Origin of the sequence: Flagellimonas profundi (genome assembly GCF_017313275.1) — a bacterium.
GTDB lineage: Bacteria > Bacteroidota > Bacteroidia > Flavobacteriales > Flavobacteriaceae > Flagellimonas > Flagellimonas profundi.
In genome coordinates, this window is the sequence record NZ_JAFLNM010000002.1 from 318,766 (window position 1) to 340,427 (window position 21,662).

Below are 21,662 nucleotides of genomic sequence, written 5' to 3' on the forward strand. Positions count from 1 at the left end.
TTGAGGCATCGAGCGGATTCGAACCGCTGTACAAGCTTTTGCAGAGCTCTGCCTAGCCACTCGGCCACGATGCCAATTGGATCGCAAAGCTAAAAATATTTTATGAATTTTTAGATTGAAAAATGATCTAAATAAAATTGTATGATACTTTCGTGAAAAGTATGCTTTTGAGGCATCGGGTGGACTCGAACCACCATAAAAGTCCTTGCGGGACTTTGTCTATCCAATTCGACCACAATGCCGATTAAATTCTTATAAGGCAAAATTACAAAAAGATTAACAGTATCAATGAGTTAGGTGGAGCGGTTTATCTAGTAATTCTGAGTTTAACCGAAACACTTTCAACGTCGCCTCCAATTGGAGGGTTTATTTTGGAAACTTCTACCTCTACTTCTGTTACTTCAGGTATTTCTTTGAATATACGATCAATGATTCTTTTGGCCACATGTTCAAGAAGATTGGAACGTACCGTCATTTCTTCTTTGATGATGTTGTTTAAATGGACGTAGTCCACCGTTTCACTAAGCTGGTCGGAACTGGCAGGTTTGGATAGGTCTGCGGTAACTTCGAGATCTACCCTGTAATCGCTTCCAATGAGCATTTCTTCTTTTAAACACCCATGGTTGGAATGTATTCTAACGTTCTTTAACCTAATCTTTCCCAAAGCCTTGAATTAAGAAAGGGCAAAAATAGGGCAAAACGTTTTAAATTAATACATACACCTACAGTTACTTATGCCTTGGAATAGATCCATTCCAACGGTAAGTACATGTGTTCCTGTACTATATCCCAAAATTTCGTTGGTAATTACCTGATAGGAATATCCAAAATAGAAGTTACTCTTTTTAAATCCCGCCAATGGGGCAATGTAGAGTGGTTCTCCCAATTGATCATTTAAAAAACGATAGGTAAGACCCACATAATAGTAGTCTTCAAAATCTCGAAAACGAAATTTGGCATTTAAATCGGTTACCGAACGGCCATCACTCTCGAACCATTGAAAGAATACCGAGGGTTCTATTTCCACTTTACTGTTCTTGCTTTTGGAAAAACTGTAACCAGTGTACACATAGTAGTTTCTCAACTTATTGGGTTCTATGCGTATGATATCCGTATTAAAAGTGGACAAATCTTTGTTAAGTACGTTTCCTGCATTCAAACTAAAATAGAATTTATCTTGTCTGTAAAGTACACCAAGATCAAAGTTGTGGTTGGTAGTAGCCTTGTCATCTGTTGGCAATTGTCCATTTCTTGCCTCGAACTCTTCTACGTCTATTCTAAACTGGTTGAAATTATACGAAATCCCGAAGGAAAGGAATACGTCTTCATAATAGTCCAAAGTCAAGTGGTGGGCAAAAGATACCCTAGCTCCTCTTTGTCTTGTATATCCATTGCTATCGTTATATAAAAGCATACCAACCCCGGACCTGTTTCCTATTCTGGCATCAGCTGCCAAGGTCTGCGTATCTGGGGCATCTTTAATTCCCACCCATTGTGTTAAGCCGTTTAAACGGACTTTTATGTGATCTCCGATACCTGCGTAGGTCGGGGACATTAAAAATGGATTATCGGCTATATATTGGGATAATTGGGGTACGGTCAACTCTTGTCCCCTGGCACAAAGTGCCAAGAGAACAAATAAGATAGTTGAGTATACTTTTTTTAACATGGGGTTAAGCAGGTTAAGTGTTATTGTCGATACAGTGTAAAGTGTCCAACAAACTCTCTGTCGTCCTGTTCTCCTTGGAGTTGAACAACATACCAGTAGTCTCCGGTAGGCAATGGTTTTCCATCATAATTTCCATCCCAACCTTGAACGTTTCGGGTCATCTCTTCCACTACTCTACCATAACGATCGTAAATCTTAATTAGTACGTCAGGGAAGCCCTCAATGTTATCCGGAATCCAAAAATCGTTCAATCCATCCCCATCTGGTGTAAAGAAGTTCGGGAACTCAATATCTATGAACTCCATATAAATTTCTGCTGTAGCTTCACAACCATTCTGATCCACCACGGTTACAGTGTAGGTGTCGGTTCTGTTGATAAAGAATGTATTGTCTGTTCCATTGTCTATATCATTGAAATAAAAGGTATAATCTTCCACTCCACCTTCAGCTATTGCCGTAATCTCGTTGATGTTGTTGTTCTCCAATGTCAATGTAAGAGGTTCAAATGCTTCAATGGTGAAGTCATATGTGGTCATACATCCATTGGCGTGTGCAATGGTCAAGTAATGATCACCTGGCGTCATATTGGTATAGTCTGCCGTTAATTGCATATCCGCGGGATCTGTGGAATCCAAGGCATACATAAGTTCGTCGGCAATAGATTCATCCTCCAATACGATTTCCAAGTAATTATCAGGAATAAATCCGGTACACTCATAAATTGGAGTTACCGTAGCAGCAAGGTTTACACCTGGCTCTATTTCCACAATAACGTTGGTTTCACAACCTTGGGCATCTCTTATGAACACCACATGGTTTCCTGCAGTTAAATTTTGGAACAAGAACTGGTCTTGAACAAAATTTGCATCGGCACTGGAATTCAAACTTGTCTCATACGGAGCGGTACCTCCGGATATTTGAAGTTCGAACGATCCATCACCACTTTCAAAACATACCTCGTCCATAATGTTGATGGCTTCTGCGGTAATTGGTTCCGGTTGCGTGAGCTCAAATTGGAATGTAATGAAACAACCATTGACATCTTGAGCGATTACATCATAGATGCCGGGTTCTAGATCAGTAAATGTGTTCGTCGTATCAAACTGATCTAGATTCGGTGAAATAGCGTAAAGGATTTCACCGGTTCCACCCGACACTTCAACAGTAATAGTACCATCGTTCATTCCTGAACATGTAATATTTGTAAACTCTTCTCTTTCTACAACCAATGGCTCTGGATCAACGATCGTGATTACCGGTGATACCTCAACACAGTCCTCACTGGTTACCCTTACATAGTAATCACCTGCCATTAGTCCATTGAATGTTCCGTTGGATTGAGGTCCGTCAACCAAGTTGGTCAAGGCCGCATCGCTGAACAATTCGTAACTATAGTTGCCCAAACCACCAGTAGCAGTAGCAATGATGGTTGCAGATGCTTCACCAGTACAATTGATAAGGGCTGCAGATTCGTCTATTTCCAACATCAATTCCGGTACCTCATCTACAGTTACCTGGTTGGATATTAAGGCATCACAACCATTGGCATCACGTACGTAATATTGATAAGTACCTGGTCCAACATCGAACGTATGGGTATCTCCACCACTCATTGCAGTGAAATTAATGCCATCTGTACTATAGAAATACGGAGCGGTTCCTCCTGTAGCCGACAACATGATCTGTGCATCGTCATTACATGTCATTCCACTAACTTGAACAAGAGAGGCCACCACTTCGGTGGGTTCGGTTATGGTTACCTGAGGTGTTTCCACGCCACAGTTCCATCCATCTGATACGGTAATGCTGTAGGTTCCTGCTCCCAAATCGTTGAATGTATTACTGCTTTGTTCACCAGTGGTAAATACGATGTTAGTACCGGTTTGGTCATAATAGTTCAACTGATATACGTAGGAACCTTCTCCTCCTGTTACATTGTAGGCCCATACGGAGGCACTTTCTGCACCATAGCACAATAGATCTATTGGGGCAGCATCAATATCTGCTGTAATCGGGTCAGGTTCTATTAAGGTCAACGTTCGATCTTCAACACAACCACCGTTATCAGTAACACTTACCGTATAATTTCCGGCAGCTAAACCTGTGAACACGTAGCTAGGTACATCGTTCATGGTATACACTTCGGATGTTGTGGTGTTGGTCAATACAATATCATAGGGTGCATAACCACCTGTTGGAGCTATCAAAATTTCACCTTGATCATTGGTACAGGTTACATTGGCCACTTCTTGTGGAGTATAATCCAGTGCTGAACTTGGCGAAACTATGGTAATGGTATTCGAATCTTCTATACATTCTGGATAAGCTGTTTCAGATACTCGTACAAAGTAGTTACCACCGACCAATAATGGATCGGTAACGGACATTGGATTGGTGGAGGTATTTCCACTTCCAATTATTCCTGTGGTTGTACCATCAGCATTGAAAACTTCATAAGTATATGTTCCACTATATCCCGTTACATCGATTTCCAACGTACCTGCATCACCAAAGCACATAGCTGGTGAAGTGGCAGTGGCCACAACATCAATAGTATCATATGGAGCTATGGTGTGAGTGGTTTCAACATAACAACCTGTTGTATTGTTGGTTGCTCTAAATGTATAGCTTCCAGGTGCTGTCAACTCAAAAGTTGCCGTAGTAGCTGTTGACCCTGTCATTGATCCATAAGGATTTCCGACGGGCAACAACTCAAAGGTATAGGTATCACCACCGATACTTTCGGTAACGGTTAAGGTTACTGTCTCCGGATTTACACAGGAAATGGCCATATCTTGCGCAACACCAAGAGTGAAGGTGTTCAACGGTTGAACATCTATACTATCAGGATATTCACATCCATTGGCATCCCTAACGATATAGTCGATGGTTTGAACTGTTCCATCATCCACAACGGCGAATGTTGCAGAAGAAGTGAAACCATTCCCTTCAAAACTATAGTAATAAGGTGCCGTTCCACCTGTAGGTGTTACGGTTACAGTTGCTTCGTTTATAGAGTTGGTAGGAGTACAAACAAAATCTGTTGTTGTTGCAGTAGCGTTCAATACAGGCGGCTCTCCTACGGTAGCATCAAAAGTATCCTCACATGCCCTTGATGAAATCACCCTTGCTTGGTAATCACCCGGAGGTAGATTGTCGAATACAGGGCTTGATTGTGCGAATCGGTAAGGATTTACCAAGTCGGACATTTGATAAAGTTCATAGGTGTATACTGGGTCAACATCGGTTGCTGGATCCAATACCACGGTCAAACTTCCATCGGAACCTCCAAAACAGTTCACATCATCAACAAGCACGTTATCAATTACAGGGTCCACTTTGTCGTCCAATTCCTGTGTTACCACATAGGTACAAGGTGTGGTTGTATCATTATCGGTTACTGTGAAGGTGTAAACACCTGGCTGAGTAAGTCCTGTAAATACTCCTGTATTATTGCTATCCGTTGTTGTTAAATCAGGATAAACCACCTCAAAGGTCAAGTTTGATGAGCCACCGGATACGTTAACCGTAATCTGACCTCCCGGGTCCAGTGTACAATCAATGGGTTTGACCACTGTAGTGTTGGCGGTCATGGCATCGGAAAGTACCACAGGCCCAACAGTTGTGGTACAGGACCACTGATCGGCAATCAATACCTCGTAAGAACCGGCACCCAATCCAGAGAAAATAGCACTGGTTTGTGGCGAACCTACGTTAGATCCGTTTCTGATCAGTTGATAGGTATAGTTGCTTCCTTGTCCCCCAGTTGTTCCAACAACTTCGATTTCTCCTTGTAGGTTGGTACAGTTTTCTACATTGACCTGCAATGTTGCCGTAATCGGAATAGGATCGGTCAGGGTTACGGTATCCACTAGTTGTTCACAACCACTGGAATCGATTACCCATGCTTCATAAGTTCCTGCAGCAAGTCCGCTAAAGCTAGGACTTCCCACATAGTCACCAGGTCCGGTTGGTGAAGTGGTCCCTACATAGTAGGCGTATCCACCCCATCCTCCAGCTACATTCGTAATCTGAATAGTACCATCGTTACCCAAACAGGTAATATCGGTTACCACTGTAGCTCCAGTTATGGCTGCAGCGGGTCCTGCAATGTTGAACGATTCACTGTATACACAGGCTGCACCCGGAGGGTTGGTATCGGTTACTTCAATGTAATAGGCCCCCGCAGCAAGTCCTGAAATGGTAAAGTTACCATCGGTATCAGAACCTGTGGTCACGACATCATCACCCAGATTAGCTGGCGTGTTGTTGATATCGTAATATAGCGTATAGGTTGTAGCACTTGCGTAGGTAACGTTTGAACCATCAACAAGATTCAATTGCACAGCGCCATTAGTATCTCCGTAACAGGTTATATCGGTAGTACTCAGGATATTCAGATCCAGGACTTCTGGGTCTGCTACTTCGTGGGATATTGTAATGATACAACCTGTAATTATATTTCTTATTTCAAAATTATGGATGCCAACAGATAGTCCAGTGAAAGTACCAGATGGTTGGAAAGTACCAGAAGGCAATTCCCTAAATTCGTAATTGGCAGGGTCTGTTGTTGAATTGGTGATAGATCCAATTGCGGTAATAGTGATATCCTCACCACTAACACATGTAGCAACGGCATCGATGGCCACCGTAGCATTGTCTAAACTATCAAATGGGGCAATAACTGCAGTTGTTGATCCCATACAACCATTGTCATCATACACATTGATTGTATAGCTACCACCATTGGTATCGGTTTCCACATATACAGGGTTACTTCCTGATTGAACGACTACAGAACCAGCATCATTGATAAATTCGTAGATGACATAGTTTCCACTTCCTCCGGTTATGGAAGCAGTGTCCACAGTGATAGTGGCATTGTTGGTATTATTACCAACTGTACAACCGAACTCAACTACATCGGCAGTCAAAGCAATTGGGTCGGGTTCGGTAATGGTTATGGTTTCAGTATCCGTACAAGCATTCGCAGCGGTTACCTGAATATCATAAGTTATACCTGCAGCGGAACCTGCTAAACCTGTAAAGGTTGCTGTTGTAGCTGTTGAGCTTGAAGGCGCAATTGGCAAGCTGATAGACCCATCGGATGATCCAATAATTTGGAAGGTATATGGTCCGATACCATTGTCTTCTGCTTGTACAGAAATGGTTCCATCATCAGCTCCAAAACAAGTAACATCTGTGAAAGTTGATGTAAAGGAAGGTTGGGGAGCATCGGGTACATCCACAGTAATTGTTTTAGGACAGTTAGGCGGTGCGGTGCCCATATCGAACACGATTACATCGTAGCTCCCAGCTACACCAGCACCAGTCCAGACAAATTTGTTGTCAGCATCTAGAACAAGTTCTGCCCTTGGTTCATCGTATGCTGTTCCTGGTCCATCTATTATATACTCATAACTTCCCGACCCAGAAATCACTTCGATTTCAAGTTCAGCGTAAGCAGCGGTACTTGGCTCACAATCCAAAGCAACGGTTTGAATTACGTTGAACTCCAGTGGTGTCTGAATATCAAAAACCTCGGTGTCGATACAACCGTTTAAGTCTCTTACCTCAATAGTTTGACCCAATCCTGAACTCAATCCAGAAATCAGGTACTGATTGCTTCCATCAAAAGTAAAGTTCTGGAATGCAGCACCATTTACACTGATTTGGAAAGGTGCCATAGCAAGAGCTGGATTATCCAAGGTTAGCATTACTTGGAACAAGCCTTCATCAACACACTCATCTATAACGGCAATGGATATTTCGGGGCTTGGGTCTTCATCAACAGTAATAGGCTTTTGAACAATACATCCGTATGCGTCCATTACGTAAACTATGTAGTCCCCAGCTTCAACATTAGCATATGTACTATTAGTCCACCCCGCATCTGTTGCAGTAGGAGCTGCATCTGTGCTCAACAAATATTGATAGGTATAAGGTGCGGTCCCATATCTACCCGTAGCAGTAATTACACCAGCATCTGGATTACAGTTATCGTTTTGTGGACTGGCCACGTCCAAATCCAATGGGTTTGCAGATTCACGGATGGTAAATTCGCCTCCGCTTACAGAACATCCAGGGTTTGCTCCATTATTTTCTGTAAGCAATAGATAGTATTCACCAGGAGGCAAAGAACCAAAGTTGTCAATTGTTACCGAAGTGGGTGGGTTTACTATAGCATTACCAGAATAACCAGTACTTGTATTTGATTGTCTGTTGAAAATCTCATAATCCACATCAGTTGCACCACTATCAAATCCTGTGAAGGTAAAAGATATATTACCATCTGCAGCACCGGTACAACTTACATTGTTAATGGCATCCAAGTTGGCCGTCATAGAAGAAGGTGTATCTATTGGAGCATCTGCTTCTTCAAAATAATAACAGTTTGTTGTGGTGTCAAAGACCACAAAGGTATAGGTAATACCGGGCGTAAGTCCTGTAAAGGTAGCCGTGTCCCCTCCTGGAGAATCAGGTCCAATATAGTCATTTGCAGGGTCATCTACATAAGGCGCTGTATATTCTTCTAAGATGGCAAATTCATAGTTGCCACTTCCAACGGTGGCATCAACGGTAACTATAGCTGTACCACCTGAAACACAATCTGCCGTAACTGTACTCACATCAATGTTCAGATCATCCGGTGGAGATGAAATGATTTCAGTAGTATATGAAGCACATCCGTTTGCATCCACCACATCTACTTGATAGATACCAAATTCCAATACGGTAAAAGTATAATCTCTAGCACCTGGAGAAGTAGTATATGTTTGTGGGGCTATACCATTGTTTGCTGTTAGTATGTAAGTATACTCAGCTGTTCCTCCAGACACTCCAGACACAGTAATGGAACCAGGATCAGTAACCCCTGTTACATCATCACAAGTAATAGGCACATCTGAAGTGGTATAGGTTATCGGTGTAGGCTCAGAAATCGTTACTGGGAATGGGTCAGACACACAACCTTTGGAATCCGTAACTGTTACTTCATAATTTCCCGCAGGCAATCCTGCTGTTTGTGTTCCATAGTCTGTACCACTGGTTTCATATACATTGATGGTATATGGTGGAACACCAACGGATGTATCTATTACAATATCCAATGCACCGGTGCTTTCCCCATTACAAAGAATATCAGTTGGTGTAACACTGCTTATTACCGGTTGTGTTGCGGGTGTTATCAAAATACTGTTGGTCGTTGTGGTACAACCAGCGGTATCAGTTACTTGGAACATATATGTTCCATCGGTATTCGTGTTGAACACATTTCCTGTGAATCCAGTTGAACTGTAAGTAGTTCCACCATCGGTGGACCACTCATAAGAATATGAACCACTGCCACCACTTGCGTTAATGGTAATTGTTGCATCGTCCAAACAGGTCAAATCACTATCAAGGAAAGCTGAAGCCGTCAAAGCAGGGTTGATTGTCGCGGTATCCTGCACAGCACATCCATATTGATCACGTACATCAATAGTGTAAGTTCCAGCAGTTAAGCTATTGAAAGTATAGGATGTTGCTGTGGAAGGTGTAGGGGTTATCCATGCTCCTCCGTTAATGCTAAACTGATAATTTCCATTTCCATCCGTTACATCAACTTGAATGCTTCCATCATTGTTTCCACTATAACACGCTGTAGGGGTCGTGGTAAACACAATGGTTGCTGGAGGGTCAATAGTGATAACAGTTGTGGTGTCCTCGCACAGGTTGGTGTCTCTGGCACGCACCACATAATCACCGGCAGCAAGTCCGGCAAACACATTGGATGATTGGAACGCAGTAATTACAGTTCCCAAACCATCTTCCAATTGGTACTGGTATGCAGGCGTACCCCCTGTAGCAGTAGCAGTAATTGTTGCACCGCCATTGGTACATGTAAGTTCGTTGGTGATGGAGGCTGTAACGTCCAACACATTAGGTTGTGTCAATGTTTGATTCAACACTACAGCACATGCAGGGTCCCTTAGATCAACAATGTTGATGGTATGTGCTCCAGCAGCGAGACCTGTTATGGTTATTGGGCTTGCGAATTGGGCAGCAGAAACAGCTCCACCATCCACTTGGTAGGTAAAGCCAGTGGCTGGATCAAAGTTTTCCGCTTCAAAAGTGATGGTGCCGTCCGCAGCTCCATTACAGGTAAGGTTTGTAAAGGTGGTTATCGCACCATCAAAAGCATTTCCGGGTTCTATGATGACAGGAGTTTGTACGGTACAGTCACTGCCATAGTTCACTTCAATGGTATGAGTTCCTGTTGCCACTCCGCTAAATATGTTGCTCGCCTGTGGTGTTCCCCCGTCTATGCTATATGTGTAAGAGGCGTCTAATGGGAGTACGGTAACCTCAGCAGTTCCATCACAGTTATAAATTAATGAGGTAGACAAAGTTGGCTCTACTGGTAAAGGAGCAATGATTACATCTGGCAAAGTGATGAAACAATCGATTTGATTTGCATCACGCACCCTAATACTATAAGTGCCGTCGGTCAATCCTGAAAAAACAGTCGTAGTTACCCATTGGCCTCCGTTTAAACTATACTCAAAACTTCCAGATCCACCAGAGGTCGGTGTAACGCTGCCTACAGTAATTTCACCTAATTGCGTACAGGTGTAATCTTGGGTAATTTGGGCCTCGGCAACAATTGGGTCGGGTTCTGTAATAGTAACCTGTGTGGTAACAGGACAGTTATTGGCGTCTGTTACACTAATATCGTAAGTGCCGGCTGTTAGGTTGACAAAGGTGTTGGATGTTTGGTAGGTTGCTCCATTGTCTATACTAAACAAGTATGGGGCCTCACCACCGGTAACATTGAGCACAATGCTTCCATCTGAACCGCCATTACAACTAACATCGGTAATATTAGGGGTAAGAGCCAATGGAGGGTCTTGTGCTATGGTCAAGTCATAAGTAGCCTCACAATAACCAGCAGCTCCATTATTGTCCCTTACATAAATATCGTAGTCTCCAGCTCCTGTCACTGTAACAGGATTGGCCGTAGAAAAATCACCGGCAGTCGGTGTAATTCCATCTGCAACAACGGCATATACATAGTTTCCATCCCCGCCGGCAGCGGTAATGGTAACATCGGTGTCAGTTGCGCAAGCTGTAATATTTGGAGCCGATGCAACAACACTAAGTTCAGGGTCTATGGTAATGGAGGCTGAATCGGTACAGTCGTTACCATCCCTAACATCGATGGTGTAAGTTCCTGGACCCAGACCGGTAAATACGTTACTGGTTCCAAAAGGACCTCCGTTTAAGCTATATTCAAAATTTCCATCTCCGCCCGAAGTAATATTGGCCGTTAAGGTCAATCCAGTTGCGTCATCATAACAAATGTCGTTTGCAACAATATCCAAAACCGGGGCTACGGCTTCATTTATAATGAAGGTGTCCGTAAACACACAACCATTTGCATCAGTAACTGTGTAGGTATAGGTTCCACCAAGGTTTATACCACTGAACAAGCCGTTGTTTTGTGGACCAAAAGTTGCTGGTCCGGCAGTGATTGCATAGGTATAGCTTCCCCAACCACCAGAGGCGGTAATGTTTACCGAACCATCTGCCAAACAAGTTGGCTGAGCAACGGTAACAGGTGCCGTTATAGCTGCTGGAGGGGCTGCGATAGTTACATCGGCAGTATCCGTACAATTGGTAAAGTTATCGGTAACGGTAATGGTATATGTTCCCTCAGCTAATCCAGTAAAGGAAATGGTATTGTTCGTTTCGGCAGTTCCAGAAAAACTGGACGGACCTGTTACCGTATAATCGTAGTCAGTATTGAAGTTATTTACGGTATATTGGATTTGGCCATCGGCAGCACCAAAACAAGTAATGTTGCTATTTGCTTGTCCTGTTACGGATATTTCGGTAACGGGGGCAATTGTAAAGCTTTCTTCATAAGCACACCCGGTATTGTCCGTTACTCGGAACAAATAAGTTCCTGGATTTAAATCAGTGAAAGTAGGGTTGTTCCCATTGTTCAACGCACTTGCGGCAGGTGAAATAAGTTCGTAAACCAAGTTCGGCTCTCCGCCTGTAACAGACAAAGTCACATCCGAAACAAAAGATGGACAAAGCGGATTGGTGGCTGAAAAATCAATGTCTGTTGGTGGATCTAAAGGTGCTATGGTAACGGGGTCCGTAACAAAAATACATCCGTTGGCATCCCTAATGGTTACGGTATAATTACCATCCGTTAGGTTGGAGAATGTCGGAGAACTTACAAAGCTCACGCCATCAATACTGTATTCATAAGGAGCTGTTCCCCCCGTAATATTTTGTGCCTCGATAATACCGTCTTGTAGACAAGTGTATTCCTGCGTTAGGACGGCGTCTGCACCCAAGGCAAATGATGGTGCCGAAATTGTAGAATATTCGAAATAGTCGCACGAAGCACTACCTTTTCTTTGGTTGATGACCACTACATAATCTCCATCTGTCAACCCAGGGAAGTTTCCTGACGCGTTTGTGGCCAACGCATTGTTTAAGTTATAATTGTCTTCATCAAAACCTGTAGCATCAAATAAGTAGTAAGTTAATTGATAACCGTTATTACTGATCAGGTTAAAGGTAATTGCTCCAGTTGCATCACCATAGCAAAGTACATCGGTAACTGTTGTTGGATTGAAATCTGCAGCTGGTCTAAACTCAATGGTCACCGTGTTTGAGAAATCATGACAGTTGTTTCTGTCCACAACAACAAAAGTATATTGTCCAGGATCGTAGATATCAAAAATTTGACTGGTCTGATAAGCTGATGCAGGGATATCATTTACGGTTGGATAGGAAATAACAGGGTTTCCATCTTCATCCACATAAGACCAAATCGCGTAGGTGTGCGGAGTTTTACCTCCTGTAGATTCCATAAGAATATTACCTTCCTTACAGGTAATATGTTGTGAAACTCTTGCGGTAAGTTCTAGGTCGGTTAGATCGTTGATGGTGACTTGTTCGGTGTAATCGCAACCATCGTCGGTGGTAACGGAAACATCATAAACGCCATCATTCAAGTTTGCAAAAGTATAGTTGTTGTCGTTTGTAGGTCCATGTGTATCTACTACGGTACCTCCTTGCGATACTTCGTAATAATACTGGGCCTCTACATTGAGCACAGAAATCGCAATTTCTCCCAAACCATTACAGTCGGTGTCCTGGGGAACCACATCTACTTGAAAATCCCTGCGCAATATCCCAATGTTGTCCAAAACAAAAACACAACCATCAGTAACACCGGCCTGTCTCATCTCTACCATATAGGCTCCATTGGTATCGATATCGAAACTCGGGCTCGATTGGTAAGGCTCAACAATTGTTCCTGTGGATTGATCTACAAGTTGGAACTCATAAGTCAACGGCACGTTGGTTACGGTAATGTTTCCCAATGTATCACAAATAATGTCACTGCTTGTGTATTGGGGGTCTAGCGGGTTTTTATATATGTTGAAATAAAACCTGCTGAAACATCCATTTTGATAGTTGATGACCAACCTATATTGTCCCGTATCGGAGGCCAAAAAGTCGTTTCCGGTATCCACTGTGTTCCAGGTACAGGAGGTGCTTGTATTGGCACAACCATCTACCGCGGCTCCACAGCTAGCCTCATCCAATTGTTCCCAGACAATACTTGTAGCATCTGGAATGTTTATTTGAATAAGTTCGGTGTCATTAAGTCCACACAAGAAAATTTCGGGCAATTCACTACCATCATTAGGGCATATTTCAATAGCTCCATCAATGGTGTTTGATGTATCATTTATAAGTGCAGATATTGGGTTGGATTGAACAGAACCAAACAATTCCACAGTAATAATTTCTTGGAAATCCTTACACGGGTCGGCCACTTGCTTATCCACAATGTAGGTGCCTATATCATTGACCAAAATGGTACTTGGGTCGTTATCCGAATCACTATCCGTAATTACGGTATCCGTCCCTACATCAATTTGGTTGTTTCCGTTTTCGTCACGGTACCAGACGTAGTTGTCAAAATTGTCGCCAGCATCTAACAGAACATCATCTCCACAGAGCTGTACGGTTCTTGTAAAGTTACAAGCACTAAGGTCATCCAAAAGGAAGTTAGTGGCGCCAGGCGTGCCAAAACCACAACCATCAAAATCCGAAACACTCGGGTCGTCCGTAATTTGAGCCGTATTGATTTCCCCTTGATAGGTAGAGTAGGCCAAATTTTGAATAACATCGGTACAGGCATCTACAAAATCGAAGCAGTTTTCCGCAACTTGAACACGCATACGTATGGTTGCGGCCGGGTCACCTTCTTCAATAATGCTATCTGGAACAGTGAACAATACGGTCCGTGTAGCAGGGTCATAAGTATATGTTACACCGGCCGGCATATTAATACTAGACTCGTCCAGGGTAACGTTAATTGGCAACACGTCGCGAATGGTATAGTTTACCGCATCGTCGTTGCCCACATTTTGGAAGGTCAGTACATAATCCAGGTATTGACCTAAATTAACGCCCTGCCCTGTAATATCGTTACCACCAATGTCCTCGACCGTTTTAGCCAAGTTCATAGTGGGTTCAATAATCTCCACATCCAAAGAGGTGAAGAAAATATCGTATTTATCCTGGGTAGATGAGGCCCGTAACGTTGCGCCTGTTTCGTCGTTCGGAATTACCGACTGACTTGGGTTTGGTATGGTAAAGAGGTCTACATCCCACCCCAAGGTATTCATACTGTTGGGGTTTCGTGTGGTTACAATGCTTCCCTCATCCGTAATATTACTGTTAAAAAAGTTATTAGAGGGGTTTGCTGTATTGGACAAAGTAGTAAATGAAGCATTGCTATCCGCTCTAATGGCCAATTGATCACCGCTGATTCGGTTATCTCCTTCTAAAGCGGCAACACCAAGTTTAGCATTTACCGGGAAAGGTGCAGGCAAGGTTGTAAATCCGCTGAAAGGAATATCTACGGTTTCACCTGACTTAACTCCTGCATACCCATCAAAAGTGGTAATGTATTTTCCAGGAAGCGTTGGGTTTTCGTAAACGACAACCAAGGACCAACCCCCGGAAACACCACCCCGTACATTGTCGCCGGAGCTCGCCCTAACATTGGCCACAAAATATTCTCCATCCGGATTGGAAAGCCCAGTTAATATGGAGGTTACATCTTTGTAACAAGCATAAGGGGCATAACTACCAAAATCGGCATCACCATCACCGTCAAATAGAATTTCATCAGCAGTTAGGTCCATATAGGAACCTCCGGGAACCTGGAACTTTACTTGATTAAAGTCACTGCTTCTATTACTGTCTTGGTACACTGCGGACCAGTATAGACCTGCGTAACGAATCAAGGAACAGTCGGGATCCGGTACCGCAAGAGTTGCGCTACTTGAACTAAATGTGGAAGGGTCACCATCAATATCTATGTATTGCATGTTGAGCCTATCATTATATTCCGAACTGGAACCGGTTGCATTATAGGGGTCCTCAGGATTATTGCCACCTTCGTCCCTATTGACGATATTATTGGCAATAAAAGTAAGGTCTCCTTTCAGCCTGTTTTCATAACGGACATCAAAGTCGTTTTTTACTTGTGATATACCTGTATACATAAACAAGAGTATACAAATAGATGTGCCCCATCTGAGTAGTGATAGTTTCATATGTTTGGGGTTAAATGGTTGTGTTTGGTTTAATTCGCATGATCCACATATCGTCGTCATACGAAGCGTTTAGTTTGGTATAGTAAGAGGTCAAGGCGTTGTTCCAGGTTTCGTGTCTTTTTAAATACACGTACTTGTTTTTGTCTGCGGGACTTACGAAATAGCTCGCGTGCAAGCCTCTTGCATTCAGTTCCTTAACAAATTGTTTTGCACTTGATGAATTTTCAAAAACATTCGCAATGATGTAGTATCCCTCTGCCAATCCATCGCCGGATTGTGTTCTGAGCACTACATGTTTGCCTCCTCGGTTGTTAGCTCGGTTTGCTACGTTTTTGGAAAGACTGTTATTCCCGTACTTGGAACTGCTGTTATCCGCGATTCCAGAATATCCTGCAATTGGAGAGTCTCCCCCGTTTACGTTCATTACCCAGGCATCGCCTTGATATGTTCCGTTCAACTTGGTGCGGTAAGCATCCAAAGCTTCATTTTTGTTGCTAAAGTCACCTATGTACACGTAGTTGAGGCCATTCTTCGGGTTTTGGAAATAATCGGCTTCAATGCCTTGGGACCTAAGCTTTTCAATGAATGCGTTTAGATTGTTTGTGTTCCTGAACACATTGGCAATCAAATAATGTCCGCTTTCCACATTGGGAACCACGTGGGCTTTGAACCCTGTGGTTTTTTTGCTTTTTATGGGCCTGTACGTATTGTCTTTTTTAGCCTTGGAGTTTGAGGCATAGGTTGCCTTTGTATTATCCTTGGCTTCGTTTATCTTGATTACTTTTTTGGTTGAGGTATTGTTCGATAGTCCGTGGTTGGCCAAAGGCTGTTTTTTTCTGGATACGATATCGGCGGTATCCATGTTGGCAAAGTATACTTCTTTCGCTCTTTGCTCTAACTGTGGGTTTTGTCCTCTAGTTTCACGCTGAACCATTTTCATAACGGTTTCAAAACGCCTTTCCAAATCCTTCTTTCTGGTTGATTCAATGGAATCTTGACGCATTAACAGTTCGTCCAGGATAGCATCGTTCTCGGCCAGCTTGTCTTTAAGCTGAGCAATTTCAAGGTCTTTATCGGTAAGGTTTAAACTGTCCTGTGGTACGTCTTCATCGTTGGAAACCAATTCTTCACCTTCTTTTTCCAACATAACACGGTCCTCGGTAAGGTTTGGTGTAAAGGAATAGGCCAATGAGATTTCGTGGGTGACACCAAAGTTTTCAAACTCGTTGGACAAGCCTTTTTCAACAGTATATCCTAAGGAAATGTTTTTGGTAAGGTTGAAACCTAAACCAGCAGAAGCGCCATAAAAGTCGTCGTAACCTGCTTGAACCCAGCCCAACTTAGGCAGGTCAAGAATCAAGTTTCCTCCTAGCGTGATGTCTTGTTCACCTACTTTTCTAACCCTTGCCAACGGCATCAAACGGGCTTGTTCCATAATGCCCGAACCGTTTTCAAACTGATGGGTATATTGTAAGTGACCAGAGTACGTTTTCTCGTTGAAATCTGTTACAGATTCACTTGTTTTCAGGTTATAATCAAATAGATTTTCTGCAAAACCACCAATATCAAACTTCCCAATGGAAAAGTTGAATCCGGGTTGAAAGCTCACCAAAGAACTGCTTTCCAAAGTATTTAAGAAAGGATCAACCTCTACGGAATTCACCCTGTCTTGATTAAAGGCACTTTGGTAATAACTTACATTGGCACCAAAGGTAAAGGTGCTTTTAGGGCTTAAACGTACACCATAGGCATAGTTGGCATGCACACCAAAATTGTTGAACAAGCCTTCACGATTGGTGAATAAACTAAGTCCAACCCCACTTCTGTCGCTCACTCTACCACTATAGCTCAAGAAGTAAACCTGGTTGTTATCATCAAAAGATACCGACTGGTTTCTGTGAAAAAGATTAATGTACGACTTGTCCTCCCTTACCGTGGAAAACGTAGGGTTCAGCAGGAACCTGTTGAACTTTAAAAGGTTTTGCGAAGGGACGTTATAAGGTACATAGGCTTCTTCTTCCTGACCTCTCATTCCAGAGAAGGCAAGTAGCAAGATAGCAAGCAATAGTAGAGGTTTTTTGGTTTGCATTTCTGCTTATTTAATAACAGTGATTGTTCCTTGTTTAAGGCTTTTTCCACCGCGTGTGATCTTGTAATAGAAGATCATGCTCTGTTTGTTGAACGATGTGGTGGATTGTGGCCAGTTGTTTTCATAGCCGGCTTGGCTAAATACTTGTTCTCCACGCTCATTAAAGATGGTGACAAGCACATTGGGGTCTCTGGAATATGTATTGGGCAACACCCATAAATCGTTAATACCGTCGCCATTAGCGGTAATAACATTGGGTATTGCAAACATATCCCTGTAGGTAACAGTGATCACTTTGCTTACGGTACATGTTCCGAAGGAGGCAATCAACAGGTATTCCCCTTCTTCAGTAAAGTCATAATAACTGCTAGAAGAAATGAGGTTGTTTCCTGCATCATACCATTCATAGGAATCTGCACCGCTTGCGGTAAGAGTTTGGGACTCTCCCTCAACAATGATGAGGTCTTGGGTTTTATCTAGAACCAACAATGACTCATCGAAGTCACTGATAGTAACTTCGTTGGACACCATTGGGCATTCGTTGGTAGTAATAACCAGTTGATAGACACCTGTTTCGCTAACTGTAAAGTTTTCAGATGAAGAATCAACTACAGTTCCATCTTTTTTCCACTGGAAGGATTCGTTGGTCAAGTCTTTTGTGGTTTCAAGAACAATAGGTTCACCACCTTCACACAGTACGGTACCATTGGCCGTAACCTGAAGTGTTTCATTGGAAGCGAGCTTTACCTGTAGGTTGTTGGAAGATGCCTGAAAAGCATCAACAGTACCGACCAGACTATATTCGCCATTGCCTTCTTGATCGGATATGGTGATGGTCTTGGATGTTTCACCCGTTACATTTCCGCCATTGAATTTCCACTGATAGTTAAAAGAGTTTTGTAAATCGGCCGTAACATCTGTTTTAGCACCATTTTCACTCACTGCGTTTATGGCACTAAGGCTCAAGGTTGCATCAACACTCTCGCAAGAGGTATATGTTCCGACGTAATCCACTACAAATTCAAAGGAATCCGGGGATACGACAGTTGTAGTACTGGACGCTACGGGAGCAGGAGTACATGCCCCTCCATTATCAGTTACCTCAACATAATATTCTCCTACTTCGCTGATTACAAGTGAACTACTGGTTGCATCAGTTATGGGCGAACCGTTGTTATACCATTGGTAGCTTGGGCTGTTAGCTGTGGTGCCAACGGATAATGTTTTGGTTTGTGAAGGAAGAAGCACAATGTTCTCCTCGTTGTTTACGGCAATGTCAAAGGACCCTGAACTTGTAACGGTTACCGCTTCGGATAACTCTTTGCAAACCCCTGCACCATCAATTTCAACAGCATAGGAACCTTCAAACCCAGTAGTGCTACCATCAACAGTATAAGTACTACCGTCAACCGTAGGCCCACTTACAACAGTGCCATCCTTATACCATGTATAGGTTAATCCCAAACCGGTGATGTTAGCCTCTAGTGCATAGGTTTCGCCAGGGCAAACTTGCACATTGGTCGCACCATTTATAGCTAAGCCTGAGCTTGTTCCGGTGGAAATTTCAATAGTGTTGGATAAGGTGTTCGCAGAACCCGAACAATCTCCATAATCCAATTCCACATAGTACATGCCAGGATCAGATACGGTGATACTTTCTGATTTTGTGGCAAGCAATGTTCCACTGCGGTACCAGTTATAGATATAGGATTCTGCATCGGGAATATTGTGTGGCTTTAGGGTTACAGAACCGCCACCACAAAGCTGAATAAGACCTCCAGAAGGGATGGTTCCACTTCCGTTTTCGCTAATCAACAGGGGTGAATTATAGTCGATAAAGTACATGGAAAAGGCGTCTGAAGCAGGGCTTGTTTTCGCAGGACTGGTACTTCGAACCCTCATTTTAAAATTATCGCCCCTCATATCCGTGGGAAGCGCAAATTGGAACTCAAAATCGAAAACGGTGTTTTTGTCGCTAACCCGGGCAAGTTCTGTGGGCTCGGCAAAATAACCGTCCGCATCCGATAGCTCAAGGACAAACTCGTTGTCACTCTCTACCATAGGAGGATCCCATCTAAAATTCACAAAGTATTCGTTAAAGCCACCTGAAGCACAAACTGCAGTCCATGCTGAATTTCCCGCAAGATTGGGATTGTCTGCCGGCTCGGGCTTATACAGTACTTGTGCTTGCGCACCGAAGGTACCAAGCAGCACCAAAGTCAAGGCCAGAACCAGAATGCTATACGTTGAATTACTTCTTTTCATCACCGTTAGTTTTTAAGAGGTTATGGGCTTAATAGCCCTGTTAGTTTGTGCCCCTTAATTGTAATTCATTCCAAAAGACGTTGTTCAGGCGTCTCTTGACCATATAGTATTCCAATAACAAATATGTCTCTAATTTCGACGAATGGAAAGATATTGTTGTAGGCTACAGCAAAAGTGTTGTGAAATCGCCTACTTTGTATACACAGAAGCACGAAAAGTAGCTATCAACAGGGGATTTTACTACATTTGCGCATCAAATTATTGGTATGGCAGAAGAAGCTAGATCGCTCAATTTTATAGAACACATTGTTGAGGAGGACCTTACAAAGGGTTATACACAGGATGACTTGAGGTTTCGTTTTCCCCCGGAACCCAATGGGTATTTGCATATCGGGCACGCCAGTTCCATTTGCCTCAATTTTGGATTGGGACTGCGTTACAATGCCCCGGTAAACCTTCGATTTGATGATACCAACCCGGCAAAAGAGGAGAAGGAATATGTAGAGGCCATTAAAAATGATGTAAGCTGGCTTGGTTTTGAATGGGACACGGAATGCTATGCATCCGACTATTTTCAACAATTGTATGACTGGGCGGTGAAGTTGATCGAAGACGGGAAGGCCTATGTGGATAGCCAGACTTCAGAGGAAATTGCCAACCAAAAAGGGACACCTACCGAGCCAGGAAAAGAAAGCCCATATAGAAATCGCTCCGTTGAAGAGAATTTAAAGCTTTTCAGAGGAATGAAGGAAGGAGAATTTAAGGATGGGGCCCATGTCCTAAGAGCCAAGATTGATATGGCGTCTTCCAATATGCTGATGCGGGACCCGGTGATGTACCGAATATTGCATAAAGCTCACCACAGAACAAATACCGACTGGTGTATTTATCCAATGTACGACTGGACCCACGGAGAAAGTGATTATATAGAACAAGTCTCGCACTCCCTTTGTACACTGGAGTTTTTACCTCACAGGGAACTGTATGATTGGTTTTTGGACCAAGTGGTATCTCCGGATAAGTTGAGACCCAAACAGCGGGAATTTGCTCGCAGAAATTTGAGCCATACCGTTGTGAGCAAACGTAAGTTGCTTCAATTAGTGGAAAAAGGAATTGTAACAGGATGGGACGATCCCCGAATGCCTACGATATCTGGATTACGAAGAAGAGGGTTTACCCCGGAATCTATTCGAAATTTTGCGGACACTATTGGGATTGCCAAACGAGAAAATGTTGTAGATGTTTCATTGCTCGATTTCCATGTGAGGGAACACCTTAACAAAATTGCTCCTCGTGTTATGGGGGTTCTTAATCCTTTAAAGGTGGTCATTACCAATTACGAAGAAGGGAAAGAAGAATGGTTGGATGCTGAAAACAACCCAGAAGATGATAGTGCAGGGAGCAGAAAGGTTCCTTTTTCGAGAGAATTGTATATAGAACAGGAAGATTTCCGGGAAGAGGCCAACCGAAAGTTTTTTAGACTTAAACTTGGCGGTGAGGTGAGGCTAAAGAACGGGTATATCATCAAGGCCGAAAGTTGTACGAAGGATAATGATGGAAATATTACCGAAGTACAGTGCACATACGATCCCAAAAGTAAAAGTGGTTCCGGAACCGAAGAAAGTTTACGAAAAGTAAAGGGAACTTTGCATTGGGTATCCATCCCACACGCCATTACAGCCGAAATTAGACTGTATGATCGACTTTTTACGGATGCTACCCCCGATAGTCATAAGGATAAGGATTTCTTGGATTTTGTAAATCCTGATTCGCTGCAAAAGGTAACCGGATATCTTGAACCCAGCTTAAAGGATGCCAAAGTCGGAGACCGGGTTCAATTTCAAAGATTAGGTTACTTTAATGTGGATACTGATTCAACTCCCGAAAATTTGGTTTTTAATCGAACGGTTACTTTAAGGGACACTTGGGCCAAATTGGAGCAAAAAAGCTAGCATAGCATTTCCTTATTTTATTTGACGCAACCATTGGAAAAGTTTAT

6 protein-coding genes and 2 tRNA genes are annotated in these 21,662 nt (G+C 42.9%); 1 reads left to right on the top strand and 7 read right to left on the bottom strand.

Translation table 11 applies throughout. From position 1 onward, the window contains the following. Positions 1 to 3: 3 nt before the first annotated feature. From J0654_RS10385 to J0654_RS10415, 7 genes are all read right to left on the bottom strand, one after another. A tRNA-Cys gene (locus tag J0654_RS10385) sits at positions 4 to 74 on the bottom strand. A gap of 96 nt (positions 75 to 170) precedes the next feature. Beyond that, positions 171 to 242, bottom strand: a tRNA-Cys gene (locus tag J0654_RS10390). A gap of 65 nt (positions 243 to 307) precedes the next feature. Continuing rightward, the gene (gene folB, locus J0654_RS10395; protein WP_207028637.1) at positions 308 to 664 is read right to left on the bottom strand and encodes a dihydroneopterin aldolase; all 357 of its coding nucleotides are present in this window, start codon (positions 662 to 664) and stop codon (positions 308 to 310) included. A 45-nt stretch (positions 665 to 709) separates the two neighbouring features. Next, a complete protein-coding gene (locus tag J0654_RS10400) occupies positions 710 to 1,669 on the bottom strand; it encodes a PorP/SprF family type IX secretion system membrane protein (RefSeq protein WP_207028639.1) in 960 nt (319 codons plus the stop codon). A 20-nt stretch (positions 1,670 to 1,689) separates the two neighbouring features. Next, on the bottom strand, positions 1,690 to 15,309 hold the full coding sequence (locus tag J0654_RS10405; protein WP_207028649.1) for a T9SS type B sorting domain-containing protein: 13,620 nt from the start codon (positions 15,307 to 15,309) through the stop codon (positions 1,690 to 1,692). A gap of 10 nt (positions 15,310 to 15,319) precedes the next feature. Further along, a complete protein-coding gene (locus tag J0654_RS10410) occupies positions 15,320 to 17,398 on the bottom strand; it encodes a PorP/SprF family type IX secretion system membrane protein (protein ID WP_207028651.1) in 2,079 nt (692 codons plus the stop codon). 6 nt (positions 17,399 to 17,404) lie between these two features. Then, complete coding sequence (locus J0654_RS10415; protein ID WP_207028653.1) at positions 17,405 to 19,663, bottom strand: T9SS type B sorting domain-containing protein; 2,259 nt, start codon at positions 19,661 to 19,663, stop codon at positions 17,405 to 17,407. A 266-nt stretch (positions 19,664 to 19,929) separates the two neighbouring features. Here J0654_RS10415 and J0654_RS10420 point away from each other — a divergent pair, with 266 nt between their 5' ends. Beyond that, complete coding sequence (locus tag J0654_RS10420) at positions 19,930 to 21,615, top strand: glutamine--tRNA ligase/YqeY domain fusion protein (RefSeq protein WP_207028654.1); 1,686 nt, start codon at positions 19,930 to 19,932, stop codon at positions 21,613 to 21,615. The last annotated feature ends 47 nt before the right edge of the window (positions 21,616 to 21,662 follow it).

Coding starts and splice junctions, on each gene's coding strand:
- J0654_RS10415 (WP_207028653.1), bottom strand. CDS start 19,663: ATGAAAAGAAGTAATTCAACGTATAGCATTCTGGTTCTGGCCTTGACT.
- J0654_RS10405 (WP_207028649.1), bottom strand. CDS start 15,309: ATGAAACTATCACTACTCAGATGGGGCACATCTATTTGTATACTCTTG.
- J0654_RS10410 (WP_207028651.1), bottom strand. CDS start 17,398: ATGCAAACCAAAAAACCTCTACTATTGCTTGCTATCTTGCTACTTGCC.
- J0654_RS10420 (WP_207028654.1), top strand. CDS start 19,930: ATGGCAGAAGAAGCTAGATCGCTCAATTTTATAGAACACATTGTTGAG.
- J0654_RS10400 (WP_207028639.1), bottom strand. CDS start 1,669: ATGTTAAAAAAAGTATACTCAACTATCTTATTTGTTCTCTTGGCACTT.